Raw genomic sequence first — 13,076 nt, 5'->3', positions numbered from 1 at the left:
ATATAAAACCAAAAAAGCTCTTGATTTCTCAAGAGCTTTTTTTCTTAGTAGCGAGGACTGGACTCGAACCAGCGACCTTCGGGTTATGAGCCCGACGAGCTACCTACTGCTCTACCTCGCGATTTAAAAACTATCAGTTACTTGTTTTACAACTTCAGATCATTACTCTAACAACTTCCTGTTCTAATGGGCTGCAAATATACGCAGCCTTTAAACCTTACACAAGCTTTTTTTAAAAAACTTTTACTGCCCTATCTCTCTTGCCTCAAAACCAGACATTTCACCATCAAAAAAACTTACTTTTAACTCAATGGGATTACAGCACACTTCACAATCCTCAACATAAACCTGTGAATATGCTGGATCTAACAACATAGATATCTCTTGCCAGCAATGAGGACACATGAAAAAATGTTCTATCATAAAGGGATATTAAGCAATTGACCAGCTAGTTGGAGTAATTGATACTCGGCTAGTTTTGCATCATATTTTGCTAGATTCTCAATAGTTTTTGCATTTAATAGATTCACCTGTGCCTGTCTAAACTCGATACTACTTACTTGTCCCAGTTTAAACTGCTCTTCAGTCCTTTCAAAATTACTATTATTAGTTAGCACATTTTGTTGTTGCATTCTATAAATAGCAAGTGCATTTGTATAGTTACCTTTAGCATTGGCGATATCCCTGCTTACTTCTTGTTCTATTTGCTTTTTAGATAATTCTTCATTCTTATAAGCTATACGTGAATTACGAAGCCCAGTAATACTCCTACCTCCATCAAATATATCCCATGTTAAAGATGCCCCTAGAGTAAAAGAACCACTAGTCCTCGTAGTAGCAGGAAAGAAAGCACTAGACGGACTATCTAATTGATTCCAACCATAAGAACCAGATAAACCTATAGTAGGTAGCAACAGTGCTTTACTTGTTTTTATATCATAATCACTTATCTGTAAAGTAGATGCAGACTGCAATAGACGTATGTTATTTTCACTTACCTTTTCCAAGTAACTATCTACTTTCAATAAATTTTGAAGAACGATAGTAGTATCTACCTCAAAATCACTAGTTAAATCTCTATTTAATAACAAATTAAGATCGCGTTTAGTATTGCGTAGTTGTTGTCTGGTATTAAGAACATTTACACTATCCGTATTTATATCTACTCTCGCATTGAGCACCTCTAGCTTATTTACCTGACCGTACTCAAACTGGTACTGCGCTCTCTCTTCTCGCTTTTTAGAAATTTCTAACGTTTGTTCAAAAACACTTAAGTTTTCTGTAATTCTTGAAATTTCTAGGTAAACACTCATTAATTGTAAAGTCGTATTCTCTACAGTCGCTCGAGCGTCTAATTTGCTTAAACTATATTGCTCTTTTAAACGCTTGTAATTATACAACCTACCTAATCCGTCAAATAATGTATAATTTAAAGCAACACCAGCATTGTACTGCCTGGTTTCGGCATCATTGATTTCAATGTTTGTGCGCGGCACTCCGCTTTCATCTAGAGCACCATCAAAGTCAGTAGTAGAATCTGTATCATCATAACTAGCACTAGCCGTTCCCTGCAAAGAAGGTAAGTAACCTGAATTTAGGATACCTGCATTATTCTCAGCAATTTCAGTCGTATTGTTAGCTATTTTAATTCCGTAGTTATTTTCTAGCATGAGCTCAACAGCTTGCTCTCTACTTAGTAACGTCTCTGTAATTTGTTGTGAGTACGCTTTCGCGAAAGCGAAACACATAACAAGACCTAAACTATATAATTGCTTATTCATTTTCATCACTATCTAGTTCGTTTTGCTCTGGTGCGATACCTGTCAAATCTCTTTTTTTAGCCTTTTTACCGGTACGTAACCAATATATAGCAGCCTCTGCACTATTACCAAAACTTAAAAACAGTGGTAACATAACCAAGGTTAATACGGTAGCCATTGCTATACCATAAGAAATAGAAATGGCCATAGGTTTTAAAAACTGAGCTTGTCTACTCTTTTCTAATAATAGTGGTGCAAGACCAGCTATAGTAGTTATTGAGGTTAAGAAAATAGCTCTAAAACGGCTTTTTCCTGCCTCAAAAAGAGCATCGTCAAAACTTAACCCTTCTTTTATGGAGCTATTAAACTTACCTATAAGTACAAGTCCATCATTTACCATAATACCTATCAAGGCAATAATACCAAGTAGTGATAAAATATTAACTGGAAAACCATGAATCCAGTGTCCCCATCCTACAGCCACAAAGCTAAAAGGAATAAGAACAATAAGCATTATAGGTTGCAACCAACTACGGAAGGTAAATGCAATCACAAAATAAATCAACAGCAAGATAACAGGTCCTGCTACAACAAGACTTGATAAAAATTTATCTGCCTCACGTGCTTGTCCACTCAAATAATTAGGCGATATAGTTGGATATTTGTTTTGTAGACTAGGAATAACCTCTGCCTTAATATTCTCTAATATCTCTGTAGCATCCTGGCTCGGATCTTTAAGGTCTGCGCTAATAAGAACCTCTCTTCTACCTTCTAAGTGATTAATAACAACATCACCTCTTTCTACGGTGTAAGATGCTACATCTCTAAGTGGCACACGGTCACCAGCAGGAGTTAATACTCTAAACTCATCTAAGTCTTTTATACTATTACGATTATCTCTATCATAACGCACCCATACTCTAATTTCATCCTGACCACGCTGAAAACGTTGCGCCTCTGTCCCAAAGAAACCAGATCGTACTTGCGCCATAACTGTTCTAGTAGTAAGACCTAGTGAATAGGCTGTTTCTTTTAATACTAGATTGATTTCTTTTATACCAGCAGGGTCATTATCCTCTATATCTTTCAATAAAGGATTTGCTGCTAGTATTTCTTTAAACTCTGCTGTGGCAGCTTTAAGCTCTGTAATATCATTACTAAGTAAAGAAACTGCCACAGGACTACCACCGAAGTTACCACCAGAACCATAAGTAAGAGTTTCTGCACTAGGGATAACTCCTACAAGATCTCTCAAATAATTAGACACTATAGCCGCATCTAGATCATCTGGCCTACTTTCTCCAGGCAATAGATTGATACGTAAACTAGCTGATGACGACGATGTTTGTGATTTGATGATATTCTCAAACAACTGTATGCTATCACCATAAATCTCATCTTGTAAATATTTTGCTGTAAACTCTTTATTTACTTGAAGCGCTTTTACCTCTATGGAGTTGATAATCGAGTCTGTTATAAACTCTGATGTACCGTTAGGCATAGCCAGTGTAACTGTAACTTGATCACTTGATACACGTGGAAAGAAGGCTCTTTTAATAATACCTCCATTCATAGAACCTACTGTTAAAAATAAAGCCGCGAAGAATAATGAGAAAACAAAGAGCTTGTTAGACAATGAGAATCTTAAAACAGGTGCGTACAGTTTATCACGCATCCAGTTCATAGATTTATCTCCATATTCATTAATCACTCGCATTTTTTGAAATGCCTTAGCAATACCTTTCTTAGGCTTATCTGACTTAGGCTGTAAAGCTTTAGAGTGTGCTAAGTGAGCTGGCAGTATAACCAGTGCTTCTACCAGCGATACAACAAGTGTTAAAATAACAATGACTGAGACTTCCCCAAAAATATCTCCTATCCTACCTTCTAAGAATAAGAATGTGGAAAAAGCCAGTAATGTCGTTATGATAGCACTTAAAATAGGCGGAATCACCTCCATTGTACCATCTATAGCTGCTTGCACTGGTGACTTACCATCTTCATAATGTTGGTAGATATTTTCGGCTATTACAATACCATCATCTACTAGAATACCTATCACGATAATCATCCCAAAGAGGGAAAGTACATTTATGGTAACATCAAACTGACCTGCAAATATGAACATTCCTAAAAATGCAATAGGTAAACCAAATGCTACCCAAAATGCTAATCTCGTGTTTAAGAACACTGAAAGAAATAACAGTACTAATAACATACCGACAATAGCGTTTTCTGTCAATAGTGCTGTACGCTGATTCAAGGTTACAGAAAGGTCCCTAACAATATCTAAATGTACATTAGTAAATCTCTGGTTGTAGTTTTCTATATATTCCTTCACCTTATCTGCCGCGTCTATTAAATCCTCGGCATTTGTACTGGTTACTGTAATATTAACAGCAAGTTTATCATCAAAATAAGTAGCATTAGGCGTTTCAGAAAATCGATCTCTAATTATTGCCACATCTTTTAAAAGAATACTTGTACCGTCTGACAATGTTTTTACAGGGATATGACTTAATTCATCTCCATAATAAGACCTACTATTTGCTCTAATCAGGTATTCTTCTGTATCTGTTTTAATATTACCACCAGTGGTAAGGATATTTGAGCTGGATACAGCATCAGAAATGTCTTGAAAACTAAGACCATATCCATTAAGTGTATTTTCATTTACAGCGATCTCAATTTCTTCATCAGGATATCCTTCTATGGCTATTTGAGAAATACCATCTATACCTCTTAGATCATTTTCTATCTCTCTAGCTAGTTGCTTTAAGGTTTTAAGTGGCACATCTTCACCACTAAGTGCAAAAGAGATAGTAGGTCTAGATTCGACTCCTTTAGAAACAACTAACGGCTCCATACCCACTGGAAAAGAAGGAACACGATCTACCGCGTTTTTCACTTCTAATAACATGAAGTCGATATCGTAACCTTTCAGGATCTCTACCGTAATACTTCCTGCATTCTCTTGAGAAGCAGAAGTTACCCTATCTATTCCCTCTATACCTTTAAGATTATCCTCAATTTTAAGTACAACACCTTCTTCTATCTCTTGAGGCGATGCTCCAGGATAAGTTGCGCTTATATTTATAATTTTTGAGTCAGTAAGCGGGAAAAATGAAGATTTAAGGGAAACCATCCCAAAAACTCCAAAAATTATCATCCCTACTATTACGACATTTACAGCAACACTATGCTTTATGAAATAACCTATTATTGATCTCATGCTGCTTTTTTAGAATCTAACTCTTCATTACTAGCCTTACTCGCAGTTTCTTCTGTCTCTACTATCATTCCTTGATAAGCTCCAGAAACTGATTGAGATATTATAACCGTCCCATCTTTGATACCTTTAACCACAACTGTTTTATCCGAGTAATGAATAGGCTGTACAGTTATCAAGTCTAGTTTACCATCGTTAACAGCAAATAATTGATTCTCATTTTGTATTAAACTTCGGTCCAACTCTACCGCATCTTCAATTTGTTGTGCATCCAGATTTGCTGTAAGGTACATACCTTCTTTAAGGCTGTCGTTATTTACTTCTATAACAGTAGTAATAGTTTGAGATGCTTGGTCTACCTTTCCATTAATACGAGTCACCTTGCCTTTGTAAGATTTTAAACTAGAAATATTTTTAAGCTCTACTTCTTCTCCTACTTTCAACAAGTCGGCAAAATCTGCACTTATTGCCACCTGTAATTCATAAGATCCAGTCTGTATAAACTCTCCTAGTTGCTGTCCGCTTCTTATTAAAGTACCCTCAGTAACCATAGCCTCTGTCAGTACACCTTTAAATGGAGCGGTAATTCTATATTTACCTAAACGACTTTCTAGATTTTTAATGTTATAATAAGTAGTATAGATATTACGTCCTGTAATAAAGTACTTTTCTTGCTCGTTAACAGCAGTAGGTAAAGCTGGAGTACTCGCATTACTATTCCAGTTAGAAAGATAGGACTGCCACTGTGCGTAAGAATCTGGATAATCCAGTCTTAAATCGGGCATGATTGCAGTGATTTGATTATTAAGATTACTTCTAGCACTTTGTACTTGTGCATAAAATTCTCTGTTATCCATGCTTATCATGGTCTGACCTGCGCTGTATTCTTGACCTTTTCTAAAAAGCTTACCAGTAGAATTAAAAACACCACTTACTTCTGCATATAATTCTACACGCTTTTTAGCTTGTAAAATTCCATTTGCCGGAATTATAATAGGTACTGTTGTGTTTTGGATCGTGTCTGTAACAACGATTTTAACGTCCTTTTTTACTATGGGTTTAGGAGCGGTTTTGCTATCGGCAATCATTTGTGAGACAAAAAAAGCTCCAATGATAATTATAACAGCAAGTATAGAGAGTATTGCTTTGCGCATGTTTAAATTTTAATAACGTTGAGACCAGCAAAACTATAAAAGGTCTAAACTGTTATTGTTAAAATTTACATAAAGAAACTTACATGGCATCCAGCTGCTCAGACACAGTTTCCCACTTAGTCATCCACTCTTCTAACTCCTTCTTTTTTGCCTGATAGCCATCAAAGAAACCTTCTTTTTTAACCAACTCATCATAATTTGCAGCAAGTTCTGCATCTAGTTTTTGAATGGTTTTTTCTAAGTCATTGATCTTGGCTTCTGCCTTTGACAGCCTATTATTAAGAGATTTTTGTTTTTTCTGATCTTCATAAGAGAGTTGTTTCTTTTCTGTTTCTTGCTTTCGCGAAAGCGAAACATCCTTAACCACTTCTACTTTTTCAATCGCCCTCATATCATCGGCCTTTCTTTTATCTAGGTAATAATCTATATCACCTAAATAGAGGTTTAATTTATGATCACGGAACTCGTAAACAGTCTCTGTTAAACCTTGCAAGAATTCTCTATCGTGAGAAACCACTATTAATGTACCGTCAAATTTTACTAACGCAGCTTTAAGCACATTCTTAGACTGAATGTCTAGGTGGTTAGTAGGCTCATCCATTATAAGTACATTAAATGGTTGCAATAACAGCTTACAAAGCGCTAGCCTGTTACGTTCTCCACCACTAAGCACCTTCACTTTCTTCTCTGCCTCGTCTCCTCTAAAAAGAAAAGAACCTAACATATCACGTACTTTTACTCTATTACTGTCTGTCGCAGCATCTAGCATAATGTCAAGAACTGTTTTCTCACCGTCTAAATACTCAGCTTGATTTTGTGCAAAATATCCTAATTGAACATTGTGTCCTAAACTAATATCACCTTGAGCCTTTACATCTCCAACAATAATTTTTGCCAATGTAGATTTCCCCATTCCATTTTGCCCAACAAAAGCAACACGTTTACCACGTTCTAGAGTAAGGCTTACTTTATCTAAAACATCTTTATCACCAAATGATTTACTCACCTGATCGATTTCTAGAACTATTTTACCAGGCTGTATGGACTTAGCAAAATTTATATTCATTGCAGCATTATCTGTCTGCTCTATCTCCACCACATCCATGCGATCTAGTTTTTTAACTAGCGACTGTGCCATGGTAGCTTTACTGGCTTTGGCTTTAAATTTTTGAATTAACTTTTCTGTACGTTCTATCTCCTTTTGTTGATTCTTAAAGGTAGCTGCCTGCTGCTCGCGTATCTCTGCACGTAGGGCTAGAAACTTAGTATAAGGTTTAGGATAATCATAAATACGACCTAGACTTATCTCTATGGTACGATTAGTTACGTTATCTAGAAACATCTTATCGTGACTTACTATAACGACTGCTCCTGGATAAGTTTGTAAAAATGATTCTAACCAAAGTATGGAATCAATATCAAGGTGGTTAGTAGGCTCATCTAATAAAAGAATATCGTGTTTTTCTAATAAGAGCTTTGCAAGTTCTATTCTCATGCGCCACCCACCAGAAAGCTCATCTGTTAGTTTATCAAATTGCTCTGGCTTAAAAGCAAGACCTTTAAGAATCTTCTCTGTTTCTCCTTTGTATTGATAACCACCTATAATTTCGTATTCATGATTAAGATCACCGATGTCTTCAATCAATTTAGAATACGAGTCAGATTCATAATCTGTCCTAGTGGTTAATTGTTCATTTATCTCCTCTATTTGAGCTTCTATTTGTCTCGCTTTCGCGAAAGCGGTATACGCCTCTTCTAAAACCGTACGCCCTTTTACAAAATCGATGTCTTGTTTTAGGAAACCTATACTGATATCTTTCTCGATAGCTATATTACCCTGGTCATAAGGAATATCTCCAGAAATAACTTTTAAAAGTGTAGATTTTCCAGCACCATTTTTACCTATTAAACCCACACGGTTTCCCGGATTAAGTCTAAAAGTAATTTCTTCAAATAACGGTTCTCCACCGAAACTTACATGTAAATCGTGAACGTTGAGCATAGTCGTTTTGTATCTTTGCAAAGATGCGCAACTGCGCGTTAACACTAAAACTTTCTTATGCTAAAAGGTACTAAATTATACAGCATTTTTACAGGAACGTGTCCTGTATGCCAAAATGAGTCCATGTACACCAGTCGCAATCTCTATAATCCTAGTAAAACACAGGAAATGAATGAAAGGTGCAGTCACTGTGATACTAAGTATAAAATCGAACCTAGTTTCTTCTATGGATCGATGTATGTGAGTTATGGAGTAGGTGTAGCAATAGCAATCGCCACTTTTGTACTGGGATATTACATACTGGACTTATCAAGATGGAATATTTTTATAGCTATCACATTGATATCGATTTTTAGCCTACCCATGGTGATAAGAGTCTCTAGAAATATATGGATCAATATATTTATGGATTATGATAAAACAAAGGACAAAAAAAGATAGTTCTCTGAGTTTCTCACACATCATAAAAGCCGCTTTAAATACTTTAAAGCGGCTTTTATGATTATAATACATACTCTAATGTGAATTATTTATAGCATCTATTCACATTCATTTCTTCGTTAATATCTGTGTCATAATATATACTATCGAACAAGTTTTGAGCAGCCCAAGGCGTAATCAACACAGCTCTACTACCCATACCATTAAATACATAATAGTTATTATAATCTTTGTGTGATCCTATAAAAGGTCTCCTATCTAAAGTGGTAGGTCTTATACCGTGCTTGTGGTCTACCACTTCATAAGGCAAGCTCAAGAAACGTTCTAATCTAGAAGTCAAAAACTCCTTTGCGACTTCTGTAGAATTATCTGTAAAATCATCTCTACTATACGTGGCGCCTACCCAAAATAAATCATCTATATAAGGCATCAAGAAAACAGAAGATTTAATAATATGATCTAATTTAAGACCAGGCACTTTAATAGTAAGCACTTCACCTTTATTACCCTGCAAAGGTAGATCACTGAAATAAGGATTAGATCGCATTTTAAAACCTTCAGCAAAGATGATTTTATCTGCTCTAATATCTTTATAACAAATATGATCTTCTTGATGAGACAATTGATCAAAATCAAAGGACTCGGTAAGCAAAGAAGACCGACTCTTTAGATAATTTAAACTAGCATTCATAAAACCTAAAGTATCTAACCAACCGGTTTCTTTTACCAAACCAAAATTAGATGGAGCATCAATACCAACCATCTCAAGATCCACAATGTCCGGAGACATGAAATCCTTTAAATCCTCCTTATGAGATTTTTTCAACCATGTCTTAATTTCTTTATCGTCATGAAATCTTCTAAGAATATTAATAGGATGCAAAAAAGAAACACCTACCGTTTGCTCCACTAGAGGATAAAACGAGTTAAGAACCTCTAATTGCTCCCTAGACTTCCACACACTAGTAAATCTTTTCAATATAGTAGGATTATAAACACCAGCAGCAACAGCTGAAGATCCTTTATCTATATCTGAAATCATTACAACAGATTTACCCTTTAAAATCCACTGCCAGGTTAATGTACAACCTGCAATTCCAGAACCTACAATAACTACATCCACTGATTTTTTAAAACTCATAATATTAATAAAGATGATATAAGATACAAATATGATTCAAAATTCAAAGCAAAAAAAATGCCTCGCTATTGCGAGGCATTAATAATATTAAATGTGAACGATTAATAGTTCCACATATCAATTTCAAAATTACGAACGATCTCCTTAAGTCTATCAGACTCTAAAAGTTGCATCATAGAGTTATCAGAAATATATTGATCGATCTCTCTATCTCCTTGAACGTTATCCATCTTATAAATAAGAGCGTTGAATCTTCTAGAATTTAGGATGTGATCAAAAGAAATAGGTCTTGCAGAATTCAAAGTATTAAAAGCTTTTGAATTATGTAACATCTCTCTTGCATCGGGATAATAAATCCAAAACAATTCAACACCTGTTGGGTCATCTGGGAAGTTTACATCTGGAGTAACTGGACAAATACCCAATAATCTATATCTCAACTCGCTTTGACGTGTATCAAAATACCACAAACCTCTAATTCTATATTCCTTTACATCATCTGCACCTATAGTCTTAGTCTCAATATATTCATCAAAACCAGGAATATTATAAGTAGTATCGATATCTAAAGGTCTAACCCCTTCATCAACAACAACTCCTTCGTCATTAAGAACATCAATACCAGCATTAGTAATAATCTGACTTTTTAAAGTACTCTCAATATCTTTAAATTCACGAGCTTCATTAAAATAGGAATCACCGAAAAGAGTAATCTCACCAGACATAGCTGCTTTAGTTAACACGTGATACAAAGAACGACGTTCCTTTCCTACATAATTTGTATCTACAGGGTAGTACAATGGGAAATTAACTCTCTCATCAAGATCAATAGATTCCCATACCGTACGTTGCCATAAGATATCACGATCTCCAACAAAACCATATGGTAAAGGCTTATCGTTATCATTTTCCATTTGAGATTCGGTTTTAGTACCGAATTCAGCAGGACTTTTAGCGTTAAGGATATTGTTTTGTGCATAAGCTGTCCCTGAAAGAACAACTGCTGCTAATAAAACTATGATCTTATTCATAATTTGAATTTAAATTTTTATTAATCTGTAATTTCGATAGCAATGTCAGAAACACTCTTCACATTAACACCAGGCAATGCTGCCTTGATCTTAGTAATCTGAACGATATCTCCCTTACGTGCTTTCTTCAAAGTATTCTTTGCAGCTGAACTCAACTTAGTACCAGAAACAGGTACAGATGGCTGTCCAGGAACCTTAAATAAGAAACCAGTAACACGAGGTTTCAAGTCAAAGTCAAAGTCTAAAAACTCCGCAGAAACCGTTGAAATACCTAAGTTAGAACGTGTCTTACTAACATTTTCATAAGACTTACTTATCATACCGGTTGGACGAGGTAAATTCTTAATACGGAATTCTTTGGAATCTGAAACTTTTGCTCCATCAGGTAAAGTTCCTGTAACATTAATTTTAACAGTTTTACCTGCACCAGGACTCATCATATAACTGTTACCACTCTTTTTAGTTAAACCAGGAGCAGAAGCGTTTACGCTATTTCCTGAAATACCTGCAAAAGAGATAGTCATTGGGTTAGCAACACCACGATAAACAACGTTCATCTTATCAGCAGCAATAGTTGCTGAGTTAGGTTTAGGAATAGTTGCGAAAGACTGATCAACTTCGATTGGCTCTTCTTTACCATTTTCCATAAATATTAACTGACCAGTAATCTTATGATCTCCAGGAGCACCAGCACCTACTTTTAATACAATTTTACCTGCCTCAATAGAATACTGATTCTCAGATAGCTTTCTACCATCTAGCTTTAATTCAACTTTTGTAGGCTTGAAATTAGGATCTTTTTTTCCTAAAACAATACTACCATCAAAAATCTCACCGTTATAGTAAGCCGACTTAGGTTGTTCCATCAAAGTAGTAAGCTTGGTAACACTTAAAGCACTAGCTTGTTCTTTACTAATCAAACTACTTAAAACTTGAGACTCAGTATTTTTAACCTCACTCTGTAGTAATGTAATCTTTGCTATAGAAGCAATTAAAGGATAACCTTTATAATGATAATCTAAATAAGGAATTTCCTTACCATCCTTATTAGTAACATCATTAGGCGTAAACTTTTTATCTAAGTCATTATTTAGCTCAACATTTTCAGGAACAGCAGCTTTTACAGCATCTCTATATCCCTTCATACGATCTAAAAATTCTTGACCATCTTTAGTAATTACTCCTCCTTCTAAAAATTTAACATCAAGAAAATCACCCTTATCCATTACTGCATAATCCGATGGATTTTCTACAGTACCTTCCATTTCATTCTTTAACTCTTCTAAATATGAAAAATACTCTTTAGAAACCTGATCAACCAATTGACCTTTTTTCTTTGCATCACCGTATTGATCAGGTTGTTCATTTGCAAGTTCTGACAAACCATTCATTGCCAACTCGTTCTTTGCAGTTGCAGCAACATTACTTTCTTCTATATTTACATTAAGTAAACCAAATGCATTAAGCACCTCTTTACTCATGTTCAATGCTAACATTGAGATAAAAACCAGATACATCAGGTTTACCATCTTCTGTCTTGGGGACTGTTTTCCTCCTGCCATAATATTCTAATTAGTTATTGTTAATAATAGTTTTAATAATAAACTAATTAAGCTTTCATAGCTCCTAACATGTTACCATAAACTCCGTTTAGAGAAGACAAGTTATTAGTAAGACCTGCCATTTGCTCTTGAAGTTTTGTCGCATTTTCTGCGATGGCTTCATTTGCTTGTGCTTGACGAGAAGAGCTTTCAACTTGAACTTTATAAAGGCTGTTTAAAGATTCCATTTGAGCAGCAGCAAGAGCCATTTCTTCTGAATATTTTTTAGTTGAAGACATTGCTTCAGCAGTAGGAGCAATTCCTTTAGCAGCACCTTCAAAAGAACGGATACTGTTACCTAAACTAGACATTAACTCACCATCAAGCTTAGCTTCTTTAAGCATAGCATCTAATTTTTGAGATAATAATCCTTGAGCATCTTTAGGTTGCTCTTCTTTTTTAACAGTTTTTTTATTAGCTAATTGTCCACCTGCTAATTCTGGGTATACTAGAGACCAGTCTAATTCATCTTCTACTGGTTCAAATGCAGAGATAAAGAAAATAACTGCTTCTGTAATCAAACCGATCATAAGAAGGTTATTCCCTGAGAAACCGTATCCAAAATCCCAGTGAAGAATTTTAAATAATGCTCCAACAATTACTACAGAGGCTCCGATACCGTAAGCCATGTTAAATATTTTCTTTGTTGTTTTAGACTGTGCCATTGTGTTAAGTTTTTAAGTTAAGTTAAGTTAAGTTATTATTTACTTGATTGAA

At 35.2% G+C, this 13,076-nt stretch carries 10 protein-coding genes and 1 tRNA gene; 1 reads left to right on the top strand and 10 read right to left on the bottom strand.

The window, feature by feature from the left end:
- Window positions 1–48 precede the first annotated feature (48 nt).
- The 6 genes from ABJF08_RS09570 to ABJF08_RS09545 form a co-directional block, all read right to left on the bottom strand.
- Window positions 49–121, bottom strand: a tRNA-Met gene (locus ABJF08_RS09570).
- Window positions 122–243: 122 nt separating this feature from the next.
- Entirely contained in the window at window positions 244–423 is a 180-nt protein-coding gene (locus ABJF08_RS09565; RefSeq protein WP_348115931.1) for a CPXCG motif-containing cysteine-rich protein, read from the bottom strand.
- Window positions 420–1,781, bottom strand: coding sequence for a TolC family protein (locus ABJF08_RS09560; RefSeq protein WP_348115930.1), 1,362 nt, complete (start codon window positions 1,779–1,781; stop codon window positions 420–422). Before ABJF08_RS09560 ends, ABJF08_RS09565 begins: the two co-directional genes overlap by 4 nt.
- The gene (locus tag ABJF08_RS09555; protein WP_348115929.1) at window positions 1,774–4,992 is read right to left on the bottom strand and encodes an efflux RND transporter permease subunit; all 3,219 of its coding nucleotides are present in this window, start codon (window positions 4,990–4,992) and stop codon (window positions 1,774–1,776) included. The genes ABJF08_RS09560 and ABJF08_RS09555 overlap by 8 nt, the downstream gene beginning before the upstream one ends.
- Window positions 4,989–6,143 (bottom strand): HlyD family efflux transporter periplasmic adaptor subunit, encoded by a 1,155-nt coding sequence (locus ABJF08_RS09550; protein ID WP_348115928.1) that lies wholly within the window; start codon window positions 6,141–6,143, stop codon window positions 4,989–4,991. The genes ABJF08_RS09555 and ABJF08_RS09550 overlap by 4 nt, the downstream gene beginning before the upstream one ends.
- A gap of 79 nt (window positions 6,144–6,222) precedes the next feature.
- Window positions 6,223–8,145 carry an ATP-binding cassette domain-containing protein gene (locus ABJF08_RS09545; RefSeq protein ID WP_348115927.1) on the bottom strand — a complete coding sequence of 641 codons (1,923 nt, stop codon included), beginning with the start codon at window positions 8,143–8,145 and terminating at the stop codon, window positions 6,223–6,225.
- Window positions 8,146–8,202: 57 nt separating this feature from the next.
- Here ABJF08_RS09545 and ABJF08_RS09540 point away from each other — a divergent pair, with 57 nt between their 5' ends.
- On the top strand, window positions 8,203–8,586 hold the full coding sequence (locus ABJF08_RS09540) for a DUF983 domain-containing protein (protein WP_348115925.1): 384 nt from the start codon (window positions 8,203–8,205) through the stop codon (window positions 8,584–8,586).
- 85 nt (window positions 8,587–8,671) lie between these two features.
- On the opposite strand, the gene ABJF08_RS09535 is transcribed toward ABJF08_RS09540, so the two are convergent.
- From ABJF08_RS09535 to gldL, 4 genes are all read right to left on the bottom strand, one after another.
- The gene (locus ABJF08_RS09535; protein ID WP_348115924.1) at window positions 8,672–9,727 is read right to left on the bottom strand and encodes an FAD-dependent oxidoreductase; all 1,056 of its coding nucleotides are present in this window, start codon (window positions 9,725–9,727) and stop codon (window positions 8,672–8,674) included.
- A gap of 101 nt (window positions 9,728–9,828) precedes the next feature.
- A complete protein-coding gene (gldN, locus tag ABJF08_RS09530) occupies window positions 9,829–10,758 on the bottom strand; it encodes a gliding motility protein GldN (RefSeq protein ID WP_348115923.1) in 930 nt (309 codons plus the stop codon).
- A gap of 20 nt (window positions 10,759–10,778) precedes the next feature.
- The gene (gene gldM, locus ABJF08_RS09525) at window positions 10,779–12,320 is read right to left on the bottom strand and encodes a gliding motility protein GldM (RefSeq protein WP_348115922.1); all 1,542 of its coding nucleotides are present in this window, start codon (window positions 12,318–12,320) and stop codon (window positions 10,779–10,781) included.
- A 47-nt stretch (window positions 12,321–12,367) separates the two neighbouring features.
- The gene (gldL, locus tag ABJF08_RS09520; RefSeq protein WP_348115921.1) at window positions 12,368–13,024 is read right to left on the bottom strand and encodes a gliding motility protein GldL; all 657 of its coding nucleotides are present in this window, start codon (window positions 13,022–13,024) and stop codon (window positions 12,368–12,370) included.
- Window positions 13,025–13,076 lie beyond the last annotated feature (52 nt).

It is taken from the genome of Nonlabens sp., from assembly GCF_039941875.1.
In the GTDB taxonomy this organism is placed as follows: Bacteria; Bacteroidota; Bacteroidia; order Flavobacteriales; family Flavobacteriaceae; genus Nonlabens.
This window is presented reverse-complemented; position numbering and strand designations above follow the sequence as displayed.

Coding starts and splice junctions, on each gene's coding strand:
- ABJF08_RS09540 (WP_348115925.1), top strand. CDS start 8,203: ATGCTAAAAGGTACTAAATTATACAGCATTTTTACAGGAACGTGTCCT.
- ABJF08_RS09555 (WP_348115929.1), bottom strand. CDS start 4,992: ATGAGATCAATAATAGGTTATTTCATAAAGCATAGTGTTGCTGTAAAT.
- gldM (WP_348115922.1), bottom strand. CDS start 12,320: ATGGCAGGAGGAAAACAGTCCCCAAGACAGAAGATGGTAAACCTGATG.
- gldN (WP_348115923.1), bottom strand. CDS start 10,758: ATGAATAAGATCATAGTTTTATTAGCAGCAGTTGTTCTTTCAGGGACA.
- ABJF08_RS09550 (WP_348115928.1), bottom strand. CDS start 6,143: ATGCGCAAAGCAATACTCTCTATACTTGCTGTTATAATTATCATTGGA.
- ABJF08_RS09535 (WP_348115924.1), bottom strand. CDS start 9,727: ATGAGTTTTAAAAAATCAGTGGATGTAGTTATTGTAGGTTCTGGAATT.
- ABJF08_RS09565 (WP_348115931.1), bottom strand. CDS start 423: ATGATAGAACATTTTTTCATGTGTCCTCATTGCTGGCAAGAGATATCT.
- ABJF08_RS09560 (WP_348115930.1), bottom strand. CDS start 1,781: ATGAATAAGCAATTATATAGTTTAGGTCTTGTTATGTGTTTCGCTTTC.
- gldL (WP_348115921.1), bottom strand. CDS start 13,024: ATGGCACAGTCTAAAACAACAAAGAAAATATTTAACATGGCTTACGGT.
- ABJF08_RS09545 (WP_348115927.1), bottom strand. CDS start 8,145: ATGCTCAACGTTCACGATTTACATGTAAGTTTCGGTGGAGAACCGTTA.